The organism is Azotobacter bryophylli, from assembly GCF_042643485.1.
Lineage (GTDB): Bacteria > Pseudomonadota > Gammaproteobacteria > Pseudomonadales > Pseudomonadaceae > Azotobacter > Azotobacter bryophylli.
On sequence record NZ_JBHRSJ010000001.1, the window covers coordinates 377,259 to 398,058 of the forward strand.

19 protein-coding genes are annotated in these 20,800 nt (G+C 67.2%); 9 read left to right on the forward strand and 10 right to left on the reverse strand.

The window, feature by feature from the left end:
* Window positions 1–21: 21 nt before the first annotated feature.
* On the reverse strand, window positions 22–1,545 hold the full coding sequence (locus ACFOJE_RS01845) for a fumarate hydratase (protein WP_377812527.1): 1,524 nt from the start codon (window positions 1,543–1,545) through the stop codon (window positions 22–24).
* A gap of 218 nt (window positions 1,546–1,763) precedes the next feature.
* Between ACFOJE_RS01845 and ACFOJE_RS01850 the strand changes: the two genes are divergently transcribed.
* Entirely contained in the window at window positions 1,764–2,894 is a 1,131-nt protein-coding gene (locus ACFOJE_RS01850) for a GGDEF domain-containing protein (RefSeq protein ID WP_377812528.1), read from the forward strand.
* 91 nt (window positions 2,895–2,985) lie between these two features.
* On the opposite strand, the gene pyk is transcribed toward ACFOJE_RS01850, so the two are convergent.
* Window positions 2,986–4,437, reverse strand: coding sequence for a pyruvate kinase (pyk, locus tag ACFOJE_RS01855; RefSeq protein ID WP_377812529.1), 1,452 nt, complete (start codon window positions 4,435–4,437; stop codon window positions 2,986–2,988).
* 55 nt (window positions 4,438–4,492) lie between these two features.
* Complete coding sequence (locus ACFOJE_RS01860; protein ID WP_377812530.1) at window positions 4,493–5,419, reverse strand: universal stress protein; 927 nt, start codon at window positions 5,417–5,419, stop codon at window positions 4,493–4,495.
* A 193-nt stretch (window positions 5,420–5,612) separates the two neighbouring features.
* Here ACFOJE_RS01860 and ACFOJE_RS01865 point away from each other — a divergent pair, with 193 nt between their 5' ends.
* Complete coding sequence (locus ACFOJE_RS01865) at window positions 5,613–5,969, forward strand: PilZ domain-containing protein (RefSeq protein WP_377812531.1); 357 nt, start codon at window positions 5,613–5,615, stop codon at window positions 5,967–5,969.
* Between the two features lie 6 nt (window positions 5,970–5,975).
* Here ACFOJE_RS01865 and ACFOJE_RS01870 read toward each other — a convergent pair whose 3' ends face one another.
* From ACFOJE_RS01870 to ACFOJE_RS01895, 6 genes are read right to left on the reverse strand one after another with little or no spacing between them, the layout of a single operon-like run.
* On the reverse strand, window positions 5,976–7,307 hold the full coding sequence (locus ACFOJE_RS01870) for a DUF58 domain-containing protein (protein ID WP_377812532.1): 1,332 nt from the start codon (window positions 7,305–7,307) through the stop codon (window positions 5,976–5,978).
* A 31-nt stretch (window positions 7,308–7,338) separates the two neighbouring features.
* Complete coding sequence (locus tag ACFOJE_RS01875) at window positions 7,339–8,343, reverse strand: AAA family ATPase (RefSeq protein WP_377812534.1); 1,005 nt, start codon at window positions 8,341–8,343, stop codon at window positions 7,339–7,341.
* Entirely contained in the window at window positions 8,340–9,506 is a 1,167-nt protein-coding gene (locus tag ACFOJE_RS01880; protein WP_377812535.1) for a DUF4350 domain-containing protein, read from the reverse strand. The genes ACFOJE_RS01875 and ACFOJE_RS01880 overlap by 4 nt, the downstream gene beginning before the upstream one ends.
* Window positions 9,503–11,050: a DUF4129 domain-containing protein gene (locus ACFOJE_RS01885; protein WP_377812537.1), complete on the reverse strand. Its 1,548-nt coding sequence runs from the start codon at window positions 11,048–11,050 to the stop codon at window positions 9,503–9,505. Before ACFOJE_RS01885 ends, ACFOJE_RS01880 begins: the two co-directional genes overlap by 4 nt.
* Window positions 11,037–12,014 (reverse strand): stage II sporulation protein M, encoded by a 978-nt coding sequence (locus tag ACFOJE_RS01890; RefSeq protein ID WP_377812539.1) that lies wholly within the window; start codon window positions 12,012–12,014, stop codon window positions 11,037–11,039. The genes ACFOJE_RS01885 and ACFOJE_RS01890 overlap by 14 nt, the downstream gene beginning before the upstream one ends.
* Window positions 12,011–12,733, reverse strand: coding sequence for an RDD family protein (locus tag ACFOJE_RS01895; protein ID WP_377812540.1), 723 nt, complete (start codon window positions 12,731–12,733; stop codon window positions 12,011–12,013). The genes ACFOJE_RS01890 and ACFOJE_RS01895 overlap by 4 nt, the downstream gene beginning before the upstream one ends.
* Window positions 12,734–12,969: 236 nt before the next feature.
* Here ACFOJE_RS01895 and sbcB point away from each other — a divergent pair, with 236 nt between their 5' ends.
* A complete protein-coding gene (gene sbcB / locus ACFOJE_RS01900) occupies window positions 12,970–14,400 on the forward strand; it encodes an exodeoxyribonuclease I (protein ID WP_377812541.1) in 1,431 nt (476 codons plus the stop codon).
* 87 nt (window positions 14,401–14,487) lie between these two features.
* On the opposite strand, the gene mvaT is transcribed toward sbcB, so the two are convergent.
* Window positions 14,488–14,865, reverse strand: coding sequence for a histone-like nucleoid-structuring protein MvaT (mvaT, locus tag ACFOJE_RS01905; RefSeq protein WP_377812542.1), 378 nt, complete (start codon window positions 14,863–14,865; stop codon window positions 14,488–14,490).
* 402 nt (window positions 14,866–15,267) lie between these two features.
* Between mvaT and purU the strand changes: the two genes are divergently transcribed.
* The 6 genes from purU to ACFOJE_RS01935 form a co-directional block, all read left to right on the forward strand.
* Window positions 15,268–16,119 carry a formyltetrahydrofolate deformylase gene (gene purU, locus ACFOJE_RS01910; protein WP_377812543.1) on the forward strand — a complete coding sequence of 284 codons (852 nt, stop codon included), beginning with the start codon at window positions 15,268–15,270 and terminating at the stop codon, window positions 16,117–16,119.
* A gap of 51 nt (window positions 16,120–16,170) precedes the next feature.
* Window positions 16,171–17,649 carry a helicase HerA-like domain-containing protein gene (locus ACFOJE_RS01915; RefSeq protein WP_377812544.1) on the forward strand — a complete coding sequence of 493 codons (1,479 nt, stop codon included), beginning with the start codon at window positions 16,171–16,173 and terminating at the stop codon, window positions 17,647–17,649.
* Between the two features lie 84 nt (window positions 17,650–17,733).
* The gene (pcaQ, locus tag ACFOJE_RS01920; RefSeq protein WP_377812545.1) at window positions 17,734–18,666 is read left to right on the forward strand and encodes a pca operon transcription factor PcaQ; all 933 of its coding nucleotides are present in this window, start codon (window positions 17,734–17,736) and stop codon (window positions 18,664–18,666) included.
* Between the two features lie 116 nt (window positions 18,667–18,782).
* The gene (gene pcaH, locus ACFOJE_RS01925; protein ID WP_377812546.1) at window positions 18,783–19,502 is read left to right on the forward strand and encodes a protocatechuate 3,4-dioxygenase subunit beta; all 720 of its coding nucleotides are present in this window, start codon (window positions 18,783–18,785) and stop codon (window positions 19,500–19,502) included.
* A gap of 13 nt (window positions 19,503–19,515) precedes the next feature.
* Window positions 19,516–20,121: a protocatechuate 3,4-dioxygenase subunit alpha gene (gene pcaG, locus ACFOJE_RS01930; protein WP_377812547.1), complete on the forward strand. Its 606-nt coding sequence runs from the start codon at window positions 19,516–19,518 to the stop codon at window positions 20,119–20,121.
* A 162-nt stretch (window positions 20,122–20,283) separates the two neighbouring features.
* Window positions 20,284–20,800, forward strand: a 517-nt coding sequence (locus ACFOJE_RS01935) for an IclR family transcriptional regulator domain-containing protein (RefSeq protein WP_377812548.1), incomplete at its 3' end; no start/stop codon positions are given.

Genomic DNA, 20,800 nt, shown 5'->3' on the forward strand with positions numbered 1-20,800 from the left:
GGCTGTGCGCTGCGGAAAGGCTTACTTCACTTCCACGGCCAGGCTGTCAGCGATCTTCTGCTTCCAGAGGGCCGGGCCGGTGATGTGTACCGACTCACCCTTGGTGTCGACCGCTACGGTGACCGGCATGTCCTTCACTTCGAACTCGTAGATGGCTTCCATTCCGAGTTCGGCGAAGGCCAGCACCTTGGACTTCTTGATCGCCTGGGCGACCAGGTAGGCGGCGCCGCCCACGGCCATCAGGTACACGGCCTTGTTGTCCTTGATCGCTTCGATGGCGGTCGGGCCGCGCTCGGACTTGCCGATCATGCCCAGCAGGCCGGTGCTTTCCAGGATCTGGCGGGTGAACTTGTCCATGCGGGTCGCAGTGGTCGGGCCGGCCGGGCCGACCACCTCGTCGCGCACCGGATCGACCGGGCCGACGTAGTAGATGAAGCGGCCCTTCAGGTCCACCGGCAGCTCTTCGCCGCGGTTGAGCATGTCGACCATGCGCTTATGCGCGGCGTCGCGGCCGGTCAGCATCTTGCCGTTGAGCAGCAGGGTTTCGCCCGGCTTCCAGCTCTGCACTTCTTCCGGGGTGACGGTGTCGAGGTTGACGCGGCGGGCGCTCGGGCCGGCTTCCCAGACGATTTCCGGGTAGGCGTCCAGGCTCGGGGCTTCCAGTTCGGCCGGGCCGGAACCGTCCAGCACGAAATGGGCATGGCGGGTGGCGGCGCAGTTGGGGATCATGCACACCGGCAGGGAGGCGGCGTGGGTCGGGTAGTCCTTGATCTTGACGTCGAGGACGGTGGTCAGGCCGCCCAGACCCTGGGCGCCGATGCCCAACTGGTTGACCTTCTCGAACAGCTCGAGGCGCAGTTCCTCGACGCGGTTCTTCGGTCCGCGGGCCTTCAGCTCATGGATGTCGATCTCGTCCATCAGCGACTCTTTGGCCAGCAGCGCGGCCTTCTCGGCGGTGCCGCCGATGCCGAGGCCGAGCATGCCCGGCGGGCACCAGCCGGCACCCATGGTCGGGACGGTCTTCAGGACCCAGTCGACGATGGAGTCGGACGGGTTGAGCATGACCATCTTCGACTTGTTCTCGGAGCCGCCGCCCTTGGCCGCCACGTCCACTTCCACCTTGTCGCCGGGGACGATGGAGTAGTGGATGACCGCCGGGGTGTTGTCCTTGGTGTTCTTGCGCGCGCCGGCCGGGTCGGCCAGGATCGAGGCGCGCAGGACGTTGTCCGGGTTGGTGTAGGCGCGGCGCACGCCTTCGTTGATCATGTCGTCGACGCTCATGGTGGCGCCGTCCCAGCGCACGTCCATACCGACCTTGACGAACACGGTCACGATGCCGGTGTCCTGGCAGATCGGGCGGTGGCCGGTGGCGCACATGCGCGAGTTGATCAGGATCTGGGCGATGGAGTCGCGTGCGGCCGGCGACTCTTCGCGCAGGTAGGCCTCGTGCATGGCCTGGATGAAATCGGTCGGGTGGTAGTAGGAGATGAATTGCAGGGCATCGGCGACGCTCTGAATCAGGTCGTCTTGCTTGATCACGGTCATGCTGCGCTCCTTTGGATAGGGCAGGAACTTCCACGTGCCGAACCTAGGTCTAAATCGTTGATCGACTGGGTACGTCGGCCAATCGGGCCAGGTCCGGTGCGAAAAATCGCCGCAGTATAACGCGCCCCGTCCAGGCGGCACAGCCGACCAGATTCCGGCTAGGCAAACGGTCGGCCCACCGGTAGAGTGAAAGCCTTGTGTTACACGGGAAGGACCCCATGAGCACTACAAGTCCCAGGCACGAGCAGGATGCTCGACGACGCCTGTTGCTGAAGCGTTTCGCCATGGCATCGGCGATCTATGCCATGACATTCCTGCTGATCCTGGTGGCGGCTGCAATCGGCCATTACCAGGCGCCGATCCACATGATCCCGATCGGCGGCGCCCTCATCATCGCCAGCCAGCTTGGCTTTCTCCTGCTGTTTCGCAGCGGCCGCAATCTCAAGGCGAAGGACCCGTGCCGGACCGAAGTCCAGGTGCTGGTGGGGTTGGCTTGGCTGACCTACTTTCTGGTCGATCTGTCGCTCGAGGCCCAGGCCACCCTGCTGGTCTTTTATGTCCTGATCCCGCTGTTCGGCATTCTCCAGCTACGCCCCTGGGCTTTCGTGCGCTGCTGCGGCTACGCCTTCCTCTGCTTTTCCCTCCTCGTGCTGTGGGAGACCTCCCGCGGTGAGCCGGTCCCGCCCGGACCGGTCATTCTGCAGTTGCTGACGCTGGCTGGCGCTCTGCTGTGGTTGTGTCTGTTCCGCCGGCATATCCAGGCGACCTACCAGCGCATGCGGCAGAAGCGCAACGACCTGCTCGCCCATCAGAACACCCTGCGCGGCATGATGCGCCAGCTGGAGGATCTGGCGGCGACCGACGAACTGACAGGGATGTACAACCGGCGCTACTTCATGCGCCTGGCGGAGACCGAGCTGGCAAATCTGACTCCCGACCGCCAGCTCGGCTTGGCCCTGATCGATCTCGACCATTTCAAGCGGATCAACGATCTGCACGGGCACGCGGCCGGGGACCGGGTCCTGCAGACCTTCGCCGCAGTGGCGAAGGCATGCCTGCGCGAAGGCGACGTACTGGCCCGTTATGGCGGCGAGGAGTTCGTGCTGTTGCTGCTGAACGTGGACATCGATCAGATAGCCGTCTGCTGCGAACGCCTGCGCGAAGCCTTCGCCGTGGCCAGTCCCGTGGGGATGCGTCTGAGCGATCTCAGCCTGTCGATCGGCATGACCCTGCTGCAGGACGGCGATACGCTCCAACTGGCCCTGGAGCGTGCCGATCAGGCGCTCTATCGGGCCAAGCGCAACGGGCGCAACCGCTGCGAGGCGAGCTGGGAGTCGGCGGGTGTCTGAAGGGGATGTCGGAGGAGGGACAGCGCCGCGGCCTTCATGAACGCCACGGCGCTGCCGGTCTCAAGAGGGCGGCCTTGAGCCGCCCGTTACGTCAGACCAGCGGCTCGCCTACATGGAGGATCTTCATGCCGTTGGTGCCGCCGGTGGTGTTGTAGCTGTCGCCCTTGGTCAGGATGACCCAATCGCCTGGCTCGACCGCACCAAGTTTGAGCAGTTCGTCTACGGCGGCCTGGTTGAGCTTTTCCGGGGGGACCGCCGCCGGGTCGAAGGGCACGGTGTAGACGCCGCGGAACAGCGCCACCCGCGCCTGGGTTTCGCGGTGCGGAGAGTAGGCGAAGATCGGCACCGAGGAGCGGATGCGCGACATGATCAGCGGGGTGTAGCCACTCTCGGTCAGGCTGATGATCGCCTTCACGCCCGGGAAGTGGTTGGCGGTGTACATGGCGGCCAGGGCGATACTCTCGTCGCAGCGCTTGAACTGCTCGCCCATGCGATGCTTGGAGCGGGTGTTGGCGGGGTAGCGCTCGGCGCCCAGGCAGATGCGCGCCATCGCCTGCACCGCTTCCACCGGGTATTCGCCGGCGGCGCTTTCCGCCGAGAGCATCACTGCGTCGGTGGAGTCGAGCACGGCGTTGGCCACGTCCGAGACTTCGGCGCGGGTCGGCATCGGGCTGTGGATCATCGACTCCATCATCTGGGTCGCGGTGATCACCGCCTTGTTCAGGCGCCGGGCATGCTGAATGATCTTCTTCTGGATGCCCACCAGTTCGGCATCGCCGATCTCCACCCCGAGATCGCCGCGGGCCACCATCACCGCGTCGCTGGCGCGGATCAGACCATCGAGCGCCTCGTCGTCGGCCACCGCCTCGGCGCGCTCGATCTTGGCCACCAGCCAGGCGGTGCCGCCGGCCTCGTCGCGCAGGCGCCGGGCCAGCTGCATGTCGGCGGCGTCGCGGGGGAAGGACACGGCCAGGTAATCCAGCTCCAGCTCGGCGGCCAGCTTGATGTCGGCCTTGTCCTTGGCGGTCAGGGCCGGGGCGGTGAGGCCGCCGCCGCGACGGTTGATGCCCTTGTGGTCGGATAGCGGGCCGCCGATCAGCACCACGCAGTGCAGCTCGTCGGCGGTCTTTTCCTCGACGCGCATGACCACGCGGCCATCGTCGAGCAGCAGTTCGTCGCCGACGCTGCAATCCTTGATCAGATCGGGGTAATCGATGCCCACCACTTCCTGGGTCCCGGCATCGCGGGGATGGGTGACGGAGAAGCGGAAGCGGTCGCCGACCGCCAGCTCGATGCGCTTGTCGGCGAATTTGGCGATGCGGATCTTCGGTCCCTGCAGATCGCCGAGCAGGGCGACGAATCGGCCGTGCTTGGCCGCCAGTTCGCGGACCAGGCGGGCGCGGGCGCGGTGTTCGTCCGGAGTGCCATGGGAGAAGTTCAGTCGGGCTACATCGAGTCCGGCGAGGATCAGTTGTTCCAGCCGTTCGGGAGAACTGCTGGCTGGACCGAGGGTGGCGACGATTTTGGTACGGCGGAACGTCATGCGGAACTCCTTCATAGGACGCTGATTCGGAGGCTACTACGGTGCGTCCCTGTAGTCATGGTCGGTCTGCACTACCTTGGGCTTGCGGCTTGAAGATCAGCAGATCGCAGTCCACCGCATCCAGCACGCGCTCGGCGGTGTTACCGATCAGGGCGTTGTCCAGGTGGCCGCGGGCGACGGCGCCCATCAGCAGCAGGTCGATCTGTTGTTCGCGGACGAAGCGGGGGATCAGCTCCTCCGGATAGCCCGGCTGCAGGTGGCTGTGTCCGTCCGGGATCGAATAGGGGCTGAGCAGCTGGGCGAAGGCTTCCCGGTGGCGCTCCTCGCTGCGCTTGACGTAGTCGTCGTAGCTCTCCACCAGTTCGGCATCGAACACCAGGGTGCGCGGCAGCGGGGCATAGCAGTGCAGGTAGTGGGCCTCCATGCCGAACGTTTCGGCGAGGTCGCGCGCCGCGGCGATCAGGCGATGATCCAGGTGCGCCGGCTTGTCGGCGCTGTGCAGCGGGTCCAGGGCGGCGCACAGGCGTTTGCCCTGCCACTGGCCATGATGGACCAGCCATAGCGGTACCGGGCAGTGGCGCAGCAGCTCCCAGCAGGTATTGGTCAGCAGCAGGCGCTTGAGCAGCCCGTGTTCGTGGGTGGGCTTGAAGAGGATGTCCGGCTTCAGCTCCTCGACCCGCTTGAGGATCATCTTGTGCAGCGGCCGGCCCCAGCGGACCTCGACCGTGACCGCGAGGCCCTCGGCGCGCAGCGGCGCGGCGAGGTCTTCGAGCATCTGCCGGCGCTGGGCGAGCAGCGAGGTGCGGGCCTTCTCCTCCTGCTCCCGGTCGAACAGCTGGCCGATCTCCAGGGACGGGTGGAATTCGCAGACCAGCAGCTCCATGGCCGCTCCGCTCTGGCGGGCCAGCCAGGCAGCCCGGTCCAGGGCGGGCTGCGCCTCCCGGGTCGGATCGATCACGACGAGCAGCTGATGCAGATTCATTCCTGGTTCTCCTGTGGGCAAGTGCCGGCGTAGCGCGGTTCATTCGGTGGCTGCAGGTTAGCCTAACCGGAATGACGTCCGATCGATAAAAGATCGGCAAAAAAGAGCGGGGAGTTTTAGTGACGTCAGTACTGGTTAGTGGGCGATACTGAGGCCATACTGAGATACCCCAACTAGCGATTCGCTATTAATCATGACCGCCGAACGTCGTATCGAACGTCACCAACTGCCCTACTACCTGAAGGTTTTCAATCGCATTACCGACAAACCCATGGGGTATATCGGCAACATCTCGCGCGATGGACTGATGCTGATCAGCCCCTGGCCGATGCTGGTATATGGTCGTTTCGACATGCGCTTGAAGATCCCCCAGGACGATCATCTCTCCTTCGTGGACTTCGCCGCGGTCTGCCGCTGGACCTGCGAGGACGTGACCCCCGGCAGCTTCGATTCCGGCTTCGAGCTGATCGACCCGCCGGTGGAGTACCACGAGCTGATCGACGTCCTCCGCCATTATTTCGCCTTTCCCGCCCAGGCCGCCTCGGCCTGACTCCCCCTACAACACCCCGGCCTTCTTCCAGGCCAGATAGCGGCCGACCAGCTCCGGCCCCAGCTCGCCCGGACGCGCGTCGAGCAGCGGAATGCCCTGGGCGACTAGGCGTTCGTGCAGACGATCGCGGGCATCCAGATAATCGCGCGTGCCGCAATAGGCGAGGGCGTCGGCATAGCCTTGTACCGGCGTCTGCGCCAGGCGGTCGAGCACTTCCTCGCGCAGGCTGGCGACCAGCACCCGGTGCCGATGCCCCAGACGGCGCACGGCGGCCAGCAGCTCCTCGTCGTCCTCGTCGTGCAGGTTGCTGACCACCACGACCAGCGCGCGCCGGCGCTGGCGGGCCAGCACCAGACTGGCCGCGGCGGCGTAGTCCGCCGGTTGCCGGGTGGTCTGCAGGTCGTAGACCGCGTTCAGCAGCTGATTCAGCTGGCCGCTGCCCTTGACCGGCGTGAGGAAGCGCGGGCGTTCGCCGGCGAAGGTCGCCACGCCCACGGCGTCGCCCTGGCGCAGCGCCACATAGGCGAGCAGCAAGCAGGCGTTCAGCGCGTGGTCGAAATGGGAGAGTTCGCCGTCCTGGCTGCGCATGCTGCGGCCGCAATCGATCAGGAAGAGGATCTGCTGGTCGCGCTCGTCCTGGTATTCGCGGACGATCGGCGTGTGCTTGCGGGCGGTGGCCTTCCAGTCGATCTGCCGCAGGCTGTCGCCGTCGTGGAACTCGCGCAGCTGATGGAACTCCAGGCCGAGCCCACGGCGCGGCTGCTGGCGCACCCCGAGCTGGCCGAGCCAGACGTCGACCGCCTTCAGCTGGGCGCCATACAGGCGGGCGAAGTCCGGGTAGACCCGAGTTTCGCCCGGCAGCGCCAGATAGCGCCGGCCCTGCCATAGCCCGAGCGGGCTGGGCAGGGCGATCTCGCAGCGCTGGAAGCGGAAATGCCCGCGCAAGAGCGGGCGCACCCGGTAGCCGCAGTCGAGGCTTTCGCCGGGGGGCAGCTCGACCGACAGCGGCAGATGCTCGCCGGCCATGCCGTCGGGTAGGTGATCGAAGATCTCCAGGCGCAGCGTGCGCCGGCCGGCGTTCTCCAGGGACAGGCGCACCTCGCTCCAGCGGCCCAGCGGCAGATGGCCGGGCAGCTGCCGCGCCAGCTGCGGCGAGAGCTGGCGCCGCAGCCGGAAGGCGTCCAGCCCGGCAAGCAGCAGCAGGGCGAGCAGCAGGCTCCACCAGAGCGAGCCGAGCGCGGCCGGTACGCTCACCTGCAGGGCGGACAAGGCGCCGAGGACGACGGCGACGCCGAACAGTCCGCCGAGCAGGGCGAGCAGCAGACGGGATGGCTTCATGGTGCGGTCGCGACGGGACGGTCGACGGGGCTCATGAGCGCGGCGCCGCGATCTGCTCGAGCAACTGCAGCAGCACCTGATCCACGCTCAGGCCCTCGATGTCCATCTCCGGCGCCAGGCGTACCCGGTGGCGCAGCACGGCCAGGGCGCAGCCCTTGACGTCGTCCGGGACGACGAATTCGCCGCCACGCAGCAGCGCGCGGGCGCGGGCGCAGCGGACCAGGGCGATGGACGCGCGCGGCCCGGCGCCCAGGGCCAGCCCGGGCCACTCGCGGGTGCTGCGGGCCAGGCGCACGGCGTAGTCGAGCACCTGGTCGTCGAGCGGTAGTTCGCTGGCGATCTTCTGCAACAGCGGCACGTCGCGGGCTTGCAGCAGGGGGCGCAGGGGCGCGACTTCGAGCATGTCGGCGCGGCCCGAACGGGTGACCTGGCGGACCAGGGCGAGCTCGTCGGCAGCCGCCGGATAGTCGATGCGCACCTTGAGCATGAAGCGGTCGAGCTCCGCCTCCGGCAGCGGATAGGTGCCTTCCTGCTCGATCGGGTTCTGCGTGGCCATCACCAGGAAGGGTTGCGGTACGGGCAGGGCGCGCCCTTCCAGGGTCACCTGGCGCTCCTGCATCACCTCCAGCAGCGCCGACTGGGTCTTCGCCGGCGCCCGGTTGATCTCGTCGGCCAGCAGCAGGTGGGTGAACACCGGCCCCTTGCGCAGCTTGAAGCGCTCGCTGGCAAGGTCGTAGACGGCATGCCCGGTGACGTCGCTGGGCATCAGGTCGGGGGTGAACTGGATGCGCGCGAAGTCGCCGCCGAAGCAGCGCGCCAGGGCCCGTACCAGCAGGGTCTTGCCGAGGCCGGGAACGCCCTCGACGAGAACGTGGCCGTTGGCGATCAGGGCGGTCAGCAGGTCGTCGATCACGGCCTGCTGGCCGATCACGGCTTTCTGCAGCTCCTCGCGCAGGGCCTGCAGCAGCTGGCTGGCGCGCTGGCGCTGGAGTGCCGGCTCGGGCGCGGCCGGACTGCTGGGTGTCGCTTCGCTCATAGGGCATTCCTGAGTGTTTGCAGGTCGGCGACCTGGCGGGTGAATTCGACGGCGGAGAGCGTCCCGGACGCCGGCTGCATGGCGGCGCGGACGTGCTCCGGCGACAGCCGGCAGAGACGGGCGAGCTGTTGCCACTGCTCGGCTTCGGAAAGCTGGGCGAAGCCCGGATGGCGGCGCCGGGCGCGCTGGCGGATATCGCTCTGCAGCTCCTGCAGCAGACCGCTCTGGCCGCCGTGACGGAGGAGGAAATCGGCGTTGGCGCGCAGGTGCTCCTCCAACTGCCGACGGGCCGGAGCAGCGGCCGGTTGCAGCGGCCCCTGGCGCATGCCGGCACGCCAGAGCGCCAGGGCGAGCAGCAGCGCCAGGGCCAGCAGGGCCTGCGGGAAGTGGCGCAGCAGCAGACGGGGCAGGGCGTCGCCGGCACTGCGATGGAGCAGGATGACCTGACTGCCTCGGGTCAGGTGCCAGAGCAGCCAGGCATGGTCGAACTCGCCGATCTTGCCGTTCTGCCAGATCCAGCTGTCGGTCAGGACCGTGACGCTGCCGGCGCCGTGCGCCAGCTGCAGCAGATGGGTGGCGGTCGCGCTGTTGGCCCAGGCGGTGCCGCGGTTGCGCGGGTCGTAGAGATGGAAGCTGTCGTCGAAGGCGAGATAGACCGGCGATCGTCCGGGCTCCACGTAGAACCGGGTCAGCTCCGGATGGGGCTCCGCGGGGGCGGCGGCGCTGTCGGGCGAGCCGACCTTGAGGTCCTCGCTGAGGTACTGGCGGATGCCCAGCCGGTCCAGCAGCGGATCGCCACTGCGGCCGGTTTTCTCGTCCCACAGGCGCTCGGCGACGAAGACCAGGTGGCCGCCGCGGGCGGTCCATTCCAGCACGCGCTCGGCCTGATACGGCGTCATGTGCGTACGATCGGCGAGCAGGAGCAGGGTGTGGCCGTGGTCGGGTAGGCCGTGGAGCGCCCCGGGCCCTTCGGCGCGCCGCACGGCGACGCCCTCCCGGCGCAGGAAGCGCTCGGCGGCCAGATAGGGATTGGCCCGCACCTCGGCGGTCGGGCCGCGCTCCACGGTTTCCCGATAGGGCTGCAGCCGGCCGAGTAGAAAGGCGGCGAGCACGCCGAGCGCCAGCAGGGCGGCGATGCCGAGTAGCCGGCGATGCCCTCTCACGCGCGGGTCTCCGGCCCGAATTGGCGGCGCCAGGCGGCGCACAGCTCGACCCTGGCCTGCTCCGGCGGCAAGCGGTGACCGTAGGCGAGATTCGCCCAATGCTGCGTCAGCTGTTCGGCGAAGCGCTCCAGGTCGGTCTGATGCAGCTGACGCACCCTGGCCAGCACTTCCCCCTCGGTGTCCGCCTCCTTGAGCGGCAGGCGGAAGTCGTGCAACAGGCGGCTGAGCAGGCCACGGTAGAGCAAGGCCAGGGCCTGGCGCGGTTGTTCCGGCCAGAGCCGTTCTGCTTCCCCGGCGATGTCGTCCGGCAGGCTGTGCGGCGCCACCTGCAAGCCGAGGAGCACTTCCGGCGCCGGCCGCTGGCGTCGCGACGTCCGGGGCAGGCGGCCGGCAAAGACGCTCAGCCAGTCGCGGTAGCGCCAGGCGAGCAGAACGAGCAGGCAGACGATACCGCTCCAGAGCAGGATCTCGACGAGATCCGGCAGCCATCTCAGGCTGGTCCAGAGGGCGCGCAGCGCGTCGAAGCGGCGGAGCCAATCGGTCGAGTCAGCGTCCTTCTTCGACGATGGGTTGCCGAAGCGCCAGCGGGTGACGGTTTCCTTCTGGGTGAACGGCGGCTGGGCGAGCAGGGCCCGGACATCCTGGCGGGCGGTCTCGCTGCTCAGCGATTGTTGTTCCTGCCGCTCCGCTGACGGGACCGGCATGGCGGCATCCGGCACCTGCGCCCAGGTCTCGCCCGACAGCGGCGAGAGCGCGAGGGCGAGCACGAGCGGCACGACGGCCGCGGCCGTCGCCAGCCGCTGGCGCAGGCGGCGGAAGGCCAGCTCGATGTCCCAGCCCTCCAGCAGGGTGCGCCGGTTCAGGTACAGGCTGAAGCCGCAGGCCACGTACACCGGCTCCCACAGCGTCAGCACCAGGGCATAGAGCAGGTTGGACAGGTGCTCCAGCCACCGCCACTCGGCCCCGCTGGTCGCCAGCAGCTTCTGCCAGTCGAACTCCAGGCCCGCCTGCTGCGGCACCAGCAGGTACAGCAGGCTCATCAGACCCAGCCAGAGGGCCAGTTCGACATGCATGCCGACCAGGGTCAGCAGGCCGGCCCCGCGGTCGCCGCTCTGGCTGGCGAGCACCGCCAGGCGCTGTTGTCGGGCCCGGTCGTCGCCGCCCTCCAGCTGGACGATCGGCAGCTCGAAACTGCGCGTCGGGCTGAAGCGGTGCCAGGTCAGGCTGGCCAGCAGCGCCGGGCGCAGCGCGCCGGGCAAGGCACGGAAGGCCTGGCCGAGGGTCGGCGTCTCGCCGAACAGGGCGCGGGAGAGGATATGCAGCGGTAGGCGCTCGTAGGCGGGCTTCAGCCACCAGAAGATCAGGATCGACCAGCCCGGACTGTCCCACAGCAGCAGGCTGAGCAGGGCGAACAGCGGCAGCGTGAGCAGCGCCCAGGCGCGCATCAGCAGGCCGGCGTGGCTCCTGGCCAGCAGCACGCCCAGGTCCATGGCTTCCAGAGGGCTGCGCGGGCGGATGGCGACGCTGGCTTCAGTCAGGCGCATGGCGATCGCGTCCGGCCAGCAGGAAGTAGGCCGCCACCAGCAGCCAGAGCAGGGCACCGACCAGGTATTTGAGCGGCGCCCCGACGAAGGTCATGGACGACCAGTAGGCCTCGATGAAGGCGGCGATCAGCAGCATCGCCAGCACCCCGGCGATCAGCCGGACGCTGCGCGCCGCGGCCCGGCGCAGGGCTTCGTCGCGGCGCAGGCGCCCGGGGGCCAGCAGGGCCCAGCCGAGTTCGAGGCCGGCGGCGCCGGAGAGGACGATGGCCGTCAGTTCGAAGGCGCCGTGGCCGACGATGAAGGAGAGGAAGTTGTCCTGATAGCCGATGCGGATCAGATGGCCGGCGATCGCTCCGATGGTCAGGCCGTTGTAGAGCAGGAAGAACAGGCTGCCGAGCCCCAGCAGCAGGCCGCTGGCGAAGGTCTGGAAGGCGATGCCGACGTTGTTCATGACGTAGTAGCCGAACATCAGCCAGTCGATGCCGGAGCCGCGTTCGCCGAAGCGGCCGAGGCGGCTGGCATCGGGATCGTACATCGCCTCCATCTGCGCCACCCGCTCGGGGGAGACCAGACTGTAGATCAGTTCCGGGAAGAAATAGACCAGCAGGCCCATGCCGAGCAGGCTGCCGAAGAACAGCAGGCCGGCGGTCAGCACGAAGCGCCATTCTTCGCGCACCAGGCGGGGGAAGCCGGCGAGCAGAAAGCCGATCGAGCGCGCCCCCAGATGCTCCCGGTGCCGGTAGAGCTGCTGATGGCCGCGCAAGGCCAGCTGTCCCAGCCGCTCGACCAGATGGCCGCTGTAGCCGCGCGCCTCGGCCAGTGCCAGGTGCTGGCAGAGGCGCCGGTAAGCGGCGCCGAAGCGGCGGTGTTCCGCTCCCGACTTGCCGTGCTCGAGGGCGTCGAGCTGCGTGGCGAAGTCCTGCCATTCGCGCTGATGGGCCTGTTCGAATCGCTGCTGCTTCATGCCGGCCCCAGGAGTCCGCGGGCGATGCCGTCGATCCTCGCCTCGGCCTGCTCCGGCGGCACGGCCAGCGGCTCGGCGAGGATTTCCGCCAGTTCCCGGCGCCGCTCGAGGGACAGCGAAGACTGCCGTTCGGCGAAGTCGAGCAGGGCGCGCTGCTCGGCCAGCTGCAGGGGGAAGGGCGCTGGCAGGGGCGCGACCTCGGGCAGCTGCGGAGGCGCGGCCGGCTTTTCCCGGTAGATCACCAGGGTTCCGGCGGCCAGGTCGCCGAGGCGCTTGAAGGCCGGGTGGGCCAGACAGCTGAGGATGCCCAGGGTGTAGCCGAACGGCAGGATGTCGACGAAGCGCAGCAGGTTGCGGGTCAGGGAGGCGGACCAGCCGACCGGGGTACCGTCGTCGTGCACCACCCGCAGGCCGAGCAGTTGCTTGCCGGGGGAACGGCCCTGGTTGAGGACCTCGAACAGCACCATGTACCACCAGGTGACGAGGAAGAAGAGGAGGCTCATCAGGCCCAGCCCCAGCTCGCCGAGCAGGGCGAGAGCGATGGACATCAGCAGCAGGATCAGGCCGCGGATGCCGAGATCGACGGCGAAGGCCAGGGCTCGCGGCACCAGCCCCGCCGGGTGCAGGACCAGGTCGATGCCTTCCGGCGTCTCCACGCTGTAGCGGGTATCCAGCGGCGGGCTAGGGGGCTTGGCGGGCGAGGTTGCGTGAGGAGGCATCGGTCGGCGGCACAGGGGAAAGCCCGATGCTAGCCAGCTACCGGCCAGCAGGCAACCTCGCCGAAGGCCGGGCTGGGGTAGCGGCGGAAAGGACGGCTATATAAATGATGGCTTTTTGCCTGGGCCAATGGCGCCGAAGAGGCAGGGGCCGGTTCTTCTGCCCGATGGGCACGCCGCTGGCGCAATAATCGGCGACTGGCCCTACACTCTTGCGGTTTCTTCGACAGGACCCGACCGTGACCTCCAGCATCTTCTGGTACGACTACGAAACCACCGGCATCAATCCGCGCTGCGACCGCCCCCTGCAGGTTGCGGGCATCCGTACCGACGAGGATCTCAACGAGATCGAGGCGCCGCTGAACCTCTACTGCCGGCCCGGCGACGACATCCTGCCGCACCCGGCCGCCTGCCTGGTCACCGGCATCACCCCGGCGACCCTGGCCGAGCGGGGGCTGTGCGAGGCCGAATTCATGACCCGCCTGCATGCCGAGATGGCCCGCCCGGGGACCTGCGTGGCCGGCTACAACAGCCTGCGCTTCGACGACGAGGTCAGCCGCTACAGCCTCTACCGCAACTTCTTCGACCCCTACGCCCGCGAGTGGCAGGGCGGCAACAGCCGCTGGGATCTGATCGACCTCCTGCGCACCGCCTATGCCCTGCGCCCGGAGGGAATCGTCTGGCCGGAAGAGGAGGGCCGGGTGACCCTCAGGCTGGACCGCCTCACCGTGGCCAACGGCATCGACCATGGCCAGGCCCACGACGCCCTCGCCGACGTGCGCGCCACCATCGCCATGGCCCGCCTGCTCCGGGAGCGGCAGCCCAAGCTCTATGGCTTCCTTTATCAGCTGCGTAACAAGCAGCGGGTGCTCGATCAGGTGCGGCTGCTGCAGCCGATGGTGCATGTTTCCGGGCGCTTCTCGGCCGAGCGCCGCTACCTGGCGGTGGTCCTGCCTCTGGCCTGGCATCCGCGCAATCGCAACGCCCTGATCGTCTGCGATCTGCAGGCCGATCCGTCCCCGCTGTTCGATCTCGATGTGCAGACCCTGCGCCGGCGTTTGTATACGCGCCGCGAAGAACTGGCTGCCGATGAATTACCGGTCCCCCTGAAACAGATATATATCAATCGTTGTCCGGTATTGGCCCCGCTGGGAGTTCTGCGGGAAGAGGATTTAATTCGATTGCAGCTGGATATTGGCGAGTGCCATCGGCGTGCAGACTTGCTGCGTGACGGGCGTACGCTCTGGCAGGAAAAGTTGCCGGCACTCTATACGGCCGACGAATTCGCCGCGAGCGAGGATCCCGAACAGCAGTTGTACGACGGTTTTCTCGGAGAACGCGACCGCCGTCTTTGCGAACAAGTGCGTTGTACCGATCCGCAGAGTCTCGCCACGAAGAGCTGGTCTTTCGATGACGGGCGATTGCCCGAATTGCTGTTCCGCTACCGCGCGCGTAATTTTCCGGAAACTTTGAGTCCGTCCGAGCAGAGCCGCTGGCTGGACTTCTGCAAACAGCGCCTGAGCGATGCGGGAAAAGGGGCGCCCAATACATTGGCCGATTTCAATGCGCTATTGGCGGAAAAGCTTGCCGGGGCCGATGCGAAGCAGCAGGGGATTCTGCTGCAATGGCGCGAATATGCCCGGCAATTGGCCGAGCGTTATACGCTGTGAGGCAGGGCAGGATTGCCCCTGTAAATAAATCGCCCATAAAAAAACGCCAGTCTTTACTGGCGTTTATTCAACTTCGCGGACGGGCGATCAGTCCAGCAGGGTCGCCCAGCTTTCCACGGTGTCGGCGCCCCACTGGGCCTTCCATTCCTTCAGGGTCTTGTGATTGCCGCCTTTGGTTTCAATCACTTCGCCAGTGTGGGGGTTCTTGTATTGCTTCACTTTGCGCGCGCGCTTGGTCTGGGTGGGCGCTTTCGCGGGGCGCGGAGCCTTGCCGAGCTTGGCGTCCGGATCGAGCAGGCTGTTGATGTCGCGCAGAGTCTTTTGATATTCGCCCATCAGCTTGCGCAGTTTGCCTTCGAACTCGAGTTCTTTTTGCAGCTTGTCGTCCTGCGAGAGGTTTTTCAGGCGCTCCTGAAGCTCCTTGATGGCCTCTTCAGTAGCGCGATACTCATTGATCAAAGACATTTTCCTACCCTTAAACCGCTGGCGCGGGTGACCTGTTAATAGTGTCACTAATAATAGACAGCCCCTCTCGCCAAGTAAATAACTCTGAAATGTTTTGCCAACTTCGCTCGGGCCATTGTGATGATTTTAAGAAGACATGCCGAACTTGTCGGGAGCAGTACGGAATTTCCAACTGGAAATTAGCAGCAAACTCCTTCTGGCAGGCAGGCTGCTGGCAAGAGGCGAATCGTCGAAGTGTCGGTTGAATGCTCGTCGAATTTGACGAGTTTTTTACTATTTATCGATTTTGCTCTTTGTCTGCTTGATGTCTTATGCGGATTCCCCACTGGAATTGAGGAATACTGAAGTTTTCCGGGGCTATGGCTAGAATGAGACTTTCGCGAAGTCTGGAGTTTGCCCAACATGCGTACTTTTCGGCTGGTGATCGCCTGCCCCGACCGAGTCGGCATCGTCGCCAAGGTCAGTAACTTCCTGGCAACCTATAATGGCTGGATCACCGAGGCAAGCCACCATTCCGATACCGACAGCGGTTGGTTCTTCATGCGCCATGAGATTCGCGCGGACTCCCTGCCTTTCGATCTGGAAGAGTTTCGCCACGCGTTCGCGCCGATCGCCCGCGAGTTCTCCATGGAGTGGCGGGTCACCGATTCCGCCCAGCCCAAGCGCGTGGTGCTGATGGCCAGCCGCGAATCCCATTGTCTGGCCGATCTCCTGCACCGCTGGAACAGCGGCGAGCTGGACTGCGAGATTCCCTGCGTGATCTCCAACCACGAGGATCTGCGCAGCATGGTCGAATGGCACGGCATTCCCTATCACCACGTTCCGGTCGATCCGCGGGACAAGGAGCCGGCCTTCGCCGAGGTTTCCCGGCTGGTCAGGGAACATGCGGCCGACACCGTGGTGCTCGCCCGCTACATGCAGATACTGCCGCCACAGCTGTGTCGCGAGTTCGCCCAGCGCGTCATCAACATCCACCACAGCTTCCTGCCGTCCTTCGCCGGCGCCAGGCCCTACCATCAGGCGTCCCTGCGCGGGGTGAAGCTGATCGGGGCGACCTGTCACTACGTCACCGAGGACCTGGATGCCGGTCCCATCATCGAGCAGGACGTGGTCCGCGTGACCCACGGCGACACCATCGACGACATGGTCCGCCGCGGCAAGGACGTGGAGAAGATGGTGCTGGCCCGTGGGCTACGCTATCACCTCGAGGACCGGGTTCTGGTGCACGACAACAAGACGGTGGTCTTCGCCTGAACCGATCCGGGCGTCGCAGGCCGCCCTCCCACATCTATACAAGGAAGAAAGATGGCCGACTCCAATGCATTCGTTCTCGGCGCCGACCCCGCCGGCAGGCCCGTGACGCAGTCCCTGCGGCTGGCCAACCGGCACGGCCTGATCGCCGGCGCCACCGGCACCGGCAAGACGGTGACCCTGCAGCGCCTGGCGGAGTCCTTCAGCGACGCGGGCGTCGCGGTGTTCGCCGCCGACATCAAGGGCGATCTCTGCGGGCTCGGCGCCGCCGGCGAGCCCAAGGGCGCGGTCGCCGAACGCATCGCCGGCATGCCCTGGCTGGATTACCGGGCGTGCGCCTACCCGGTGACGCTGTGGGACGTCCACGGGCAGAGCGGCCATCCGCTGCGCACCACCCTCAGCGAGATGGGCCCGCTGCTGCTGGGCAATCTGCTCGAACTCACCGACAGCCAGCAGGCCGCCCTCTATGCCGCCTACCGCGTGGCCGACCGGGAGGGCCTGCTGCTGCTCGACCTGAAGGATCTGAAGGCGCTGCTCAACCATCTGCGGGAGAATCCGCAGTTGCTCGGGGAGGACAGCGCCCTGTTCACGACGGCCTCGGCCCAGGCGCTGCTGCGACGGCTGGCGACCCTGGAACAGCAGGGCGCCGAATCGCTGTTCGGTGAGCCGGCCCTGCAGCTGGAGGATCTGCTGCGGCCCGAGCCGGACGGTCGTGGCCGCGTGCATCTGCTGGACGCCAGCCGCCTGGTCCATGAGTCGCCGAAGGTCTACGCGACCTTCCTGCTCTGGCTGCTGGCCGAGCTGTTCGAGCAGTTGCCCGAGCGCGGCGATGTCGACAAACCGCTGCTGGCGCTGTTCTTCGACGAGGCCCACCTGCTCTTCGCCGATACCCCCAGGGCCCTGCAGGAGCGTCTGGAGCAGGTGGTGCGGCTGATCCGCTCGAAAGGGGTGGGCGTCTACTTCGTCACCCAGTCGCCGGGCGACCTGCCGGACAGCATCCTGGCGCAGCTGGGCCTGCGCATCCAGCATGGCCTGCGTGCCTACACCGCCAGGGAGCAGAAGGCCCTGCGCGCGGTCGCCGACGGCTTCCGCCCGAATCCGGCGTTCGACGCCCTGAGCGTGCTGACCGAGCTGGGCATCGGCGAAGCCCTGGTCGGCACCCTGGAAGAGAAGGGTACGCCGGCCATGGTGCAGCGGGTGGCCATCGCGCCGCCGCAGTCGCGCATCGGTCCGCTCAGCCCGGCCGAGCGCTCCGCGCTGGTGAGCGGTTCGCCGCTGCTCGGGCGCTACGACAAGCCGATCGACCGCGAGTCGGCCTACGAGCGGCTGACCCAGCGCGCGGCCCAGGCGACCGGGACGGACGCGGCCGGGAGCGGGGAAGGCGGAGGCGGGCTCGCCGACATGGCGGGCGAACTGCTCGGCACGCTGGCCAGCCGGACGATGAAGACGGCGATGCGCCAGGCCGCCGACCAGCTCGGCCGGCAACTGGTGCGCGGCCTGCTCGGCTCGCTGCTCGGCGGCAAGCGCCGCTGAGCGCAAGGCCCGCCCGCACCCGCCGTCCGCCGGGCCTGTTCCCGGCCCGGCGTTTCCCCGTCTGTCAGGCATTCGAGGCGCCCCATGCTGGTCGATAACCGCATCAAGTTCCGTCACCTCGTCGGCTTTCTCGAGGTCGCCCGCCTGCGCAGCTTCGCCAAGGCGGCGGATGCCATAGCTGTGTCCCAGCCGGCGATATCCAAGACCCTCAAGGAGCTGGAGGAGATCCTCGGCAGCCGCCTTTTCGAGCGCGGCAAGTCGGGCGTCGTCCTCACCTCCGCCGGCGTCGCTTTCCTGCGCTATGCCGGGCCCTGCGTGCAGGCCCTGCGCGATGGCGTCAACACCCTGCGCGGCGACGACCGGGCCGGCGGGCTGGTGCGCGTCGGCGTGCTCTCGACGGTGGAGAGCCAGGTGGTGCCGGAGGTGGTGCTGCGTCTGCACCGGCAGCATCCGGCGCTGGTGGTCAGCGTCGCCACCGGGCCGAGCGCCCATCTGCTGGCGCAGCTGCGGGTCGGCGAGCTGGACCTGGTGGTCGGGCGGATGACCGACAGCCCCGAGATCCGGGGCATGACCTTCGAGCACCTCTACAGCGAATCCATGGCCCTGGTGGTGCGTCCCGGACATCCGCTGCTCGGCATCGCCCCCGACGAGCGGGGCGCGCTGGCCGACTACCCGCTGGTGCTGCCGCTGGCCGGCACGACCATCCGCCAGCATGCCGACAGCTTCTTCGTCCAGGCCGGCATTCCCCAGCCGCTGCAGCGCCTGGAAACCCTCTCGCCGGCGCTGAGCCGGCGCTACGTGCTGTGCAGCGATGCGCTCTGGCTGGCACCGCTGGATGCGGTGCGCCTGGACATCCGGGCCGGGGAGCTGGTCGAGCTGGAACTGGGCATCCGCGAGCCGGGCGGTTCCATCGGTTTCTGCTTCAACTCGGCGTTGCCGCTGCCGCTGGCCGCCCAGTGGTTCTGCGAGGAGCTGCGGCAGGTGGCGGGGGAGCTGGGCGCATCCTCCATCACATAACCATTCGGTTATGCGAGCGGGCGAGGTTTTCACTTTTCACCGGACGAGGGAGCGGGGGAGACTCGGTTCGCGCCCCATGCGCAGCGACCCGATAATCCAAGAACAAGGAGTCAGTCATGTCCGAACTGGACAATCGCCGTTTCGTTGCCCGCGACCGGAACTGGCAGCCAAAGGCCTACACCCCCGACTACAAGACCTCCATCGCCCGCTCCCCGCGGCAGGCGCTGGTGAGCATTCCGCAATCTCTCTCGGAAACCACCGGCCCGGATTTCTCCCACCTGAAGATGGGCAGGCACGACAACGACCTGCTGCTCAACTTCGACCACGGCGGCCTGCCGATCGGCGAGCGCATCATCATGTTCGGCCGCGTCGTCGACCAGTACGGCAAGCCGGTTCCGCACACCCTGGTGGAGATGTGGCAGGCCAACGCCGGCGGCCGCTACCGCCACAAGAACGACCGCTACCTGGCGCCGCTGGACCCCAATTTCGGCGGCGTCGGCCGGACCCTGACCGATGCCGACGGCCGCTATCACTTCCGCACCGTCAAGCCGGGCCCGTACCCCTGGCGCAACGGCCCGAACGATTGGCGACCGTCCCACATCCACGTCTCCATCAGCGGCCCGTCGATCGCCACCCGGCTGATCACCCAGATGTACTTCGAGGGCGACCCGCTGATCCCGAAGTGTCCGATCGTCCGCGCCATCGCCAATCCGGATGCCGTGCAGAGCCTGATCGGCCGCCTGGACATGGGCATGGGCAATCCCATGGACTGCCTGGCCTACCGCTTCGACATCGTCCTGCGCGGCCAGCGCCAGACCCATTTCGAGAACCAGTGAGAAGGAGCCGACCATGAATTCCGAACTGCTGCCGGAAACCCCCTCGCAGACCGCCGGCCCCTACGTGCACATCGGTCTGGCCCTGGCCGCGGCCGGCAACCCGACCCGCGACCAGGAAGTCTGGAACGAGATGGCCAGGGACGACGCGCCGGGCGAGCACATCCTCCTGATCGGCAACGTCTACGACGGCAACGGCCACCTGGTGCGCGATTCCTTCCTGGAGTTCTGGCAGGCCGACCACCAAGGCGTCTACGACCCGGTCTACGACGTGGAAAAGCCGTTCAACGGCTTCGGCCGCACCGCGACCACCTTCGATGCCGGCGAGTGGACCCTGAAGACGGTCAAGCCGGGAGTGGTGAAGAACGCCGCGGGCGTGCCGATGGCTCCGCACATCAACGTTTCGCTGTTCGCCCGCGGGATCAACATCCAGCTGCAGACGCGCCTGTACTTCGACGACGAGGCCCAGGCCAACGCGGCCGATCCGGTGCTCAACCTGATCGAGCAGCCCGAGCGGCGCCAGACCCTGGTGGCCCGGCGCTGCGAGGTGGACGGCCGGACCGCCTACCGTTTCGACATCCGCATCCAGGGCGAAGGGGAAACGGTGTTCTTCGATTTCTGAGGCGAGAGCGACGGGTGCCATCCCTGGGAGGGGACGGGGGCCGACCCGCCCCGTCCTGCCGGTCGCGAAACGACGCCTCCGCTGGGTTGCGATTATCGAACATGAGTTCGATAATCGACTGATCCTGTGGCCACCCGGGCCCGATCCAGCCGAGGAGCTTCCATGAGCGAAACGCGTCAGGCCGTGCCGCCCCTGGCCCCGCCGCCCTATGTCTCGCCCGCCAGGCGCATCGAGGAGCTGAGCGGCGATCCGAACTTCATGACCTCCCTGGCGCGCGGCCTGGCCGTGATCAACGCCTTCCAGGAGCGCAAGCGCCACCTGACCATCGCCCAGATCAGCCACCGCACCGAGATTCCCCGGGCCGCCGTGCGCCGTTGCCTGTACACCCTGATGAAGCTGGGCTACGTCACCACCGACGGGCGCACCTACTCGCTGCTGCCCAAGGTGCTCACCCTCGGCCATGCCTATCTGTCCTCCACTCCCCTGGCGGTCTCCGCCCAGCCCCATCTGGACCGGCTCAGCGAGCAGCTCCACGAGGCCTGCAACCTGGCCACCCTCGAAGGCGAGCAGATCCTCTACATCGCCCGCTCGGCGGTGCCCCAGCGCCTGATCTCGGTGGATCTCAGCGTCGGCAGCCGGCTGCCGGCCTACTGTACCTCGATGGGCCGCGTCCTCCTGG

What these genes read in the sequence shown, in the direction of transcription:
- ACFOJE_RS01845 (WP_377812527.1), bottom strand. Translation starts at nt 1,545, where the DNA reads ATGACCGTGATCAAGCAAGACGACCTGATTCAGAGCGTCGCCGATGCC.
- ACFOJE_RS01850 (WP_377812528.1), top strand. Translation starts at nt 1,764, where the DNA reads ATGAGCACTACAAGTCCCAGGCACGAGCAGGATGCTCGACGACGCCTG.
- pyk (WP_377812529.1), bottom strand. Translation starts at nt 4,437, where the DNA reads ATGACGTTCCGCCGTACCAAAATCGTCGCCACCCTCGGTCCAGCCAGC.
- ACFOJE_RS01860 (WP_377812530.1), bottom strand. Translation starts at nt 5,419, where the DNA reads ATGAATCTGCATCAGCTGCTCGTCGTGATCGATCCGACCCGGGAGGCG.
- ACFOJE_RS01865 (WP_377812531.1), top strand. Translation starts at nt 5,613, where the DNA reads ATGACCGCCGAACGTCGTATCGAACGTCACCAACTGCCCTACTACCTG.
- ACFOJE_RS01870 (WP_377812532.1), bottom strand. Translation starts at nt 7,307, where the DNA reads ATGAAGCCATCCCGTCTGCTGCTCGCCCTGCTCGGCGGACTGTTCGGC.
- ACFOJE_RS01875 (WP_377812534.1), bottom strand. Translation starts at nt 8,343, where the DNA reads ATGAGCGAAGCGACACCCAGCAGTCCGGCCGCGCCCGAGCCGGCACTC.
- ACFOJE_RS01885 (WP_377812537.1), bottom strand. Translation starts at nt 11,050, where the DNA reads ATGCGCCTGACTGAAGCCAGCGTCGCCATCCGCCCGCGCAGCCCTCTG.
- ACFOJE_RS01890 (WP_377812539.1), bottom strand. Translation starts at nt 12,014, where the DNA reads ATGAAGCAGCAGCGATTCGAACAGGCCCATCAGCGCGAATGGCAGGAC.
- ACFOJE_RS01895 (WP_377812540.1), bottom strand. Translation starts at nt 12,733, where the DNA reads ATGCCTCCTCACGCAACCTCGCCCGCCAAGCCCCCTAGCCCGCCGCTG.
- mvaT (WP_377812542.1), bottom strand. Translation starts at nt 14,865, where the DNA reads ATGTCTTTGATCAATGAGTATCGCGCTACTGAAGAGGCCATCAAGGAG.
- purU (WP_377812543.1), top strand. Translation starts at nt 15,268, where the DNA reads ATGCGTACTTTTCGGCTGGTGATCGCCTGCCCCGACCGAGTCGGCATC.
- ACFOJE_RS01915 (WP_377812544.1), top strand. Translation starts at nt 16,171, where the DNA reads ATGGCCGACTCCAATGCATTCGTTCTCGGCGCCGACCCCGCCGGCAGG.
- pcaQ (WP_377812545.1), top strand. Translation starts at nt 17,734, where the DNA reads ATGCTGGTCGATAACCGCATCAAGTTCCGTCACCTCGTCGGCTTTCTC.
- pcaH (WP_377812546.1), top strand. Translation starts at nt 18,783, where the DNA reads ATGTCCGAACTGGACAATCGCCGTTTCGTTGCCCGCGACCGGAACTGG.
- pcaG (WP_377812547.1), top strand. Translation starts at nt 19,516, where the DNA reads ATGAATTCCGAACTGCTGCCGGAAACCCCCTCGCAGACCGCCGGCCCC.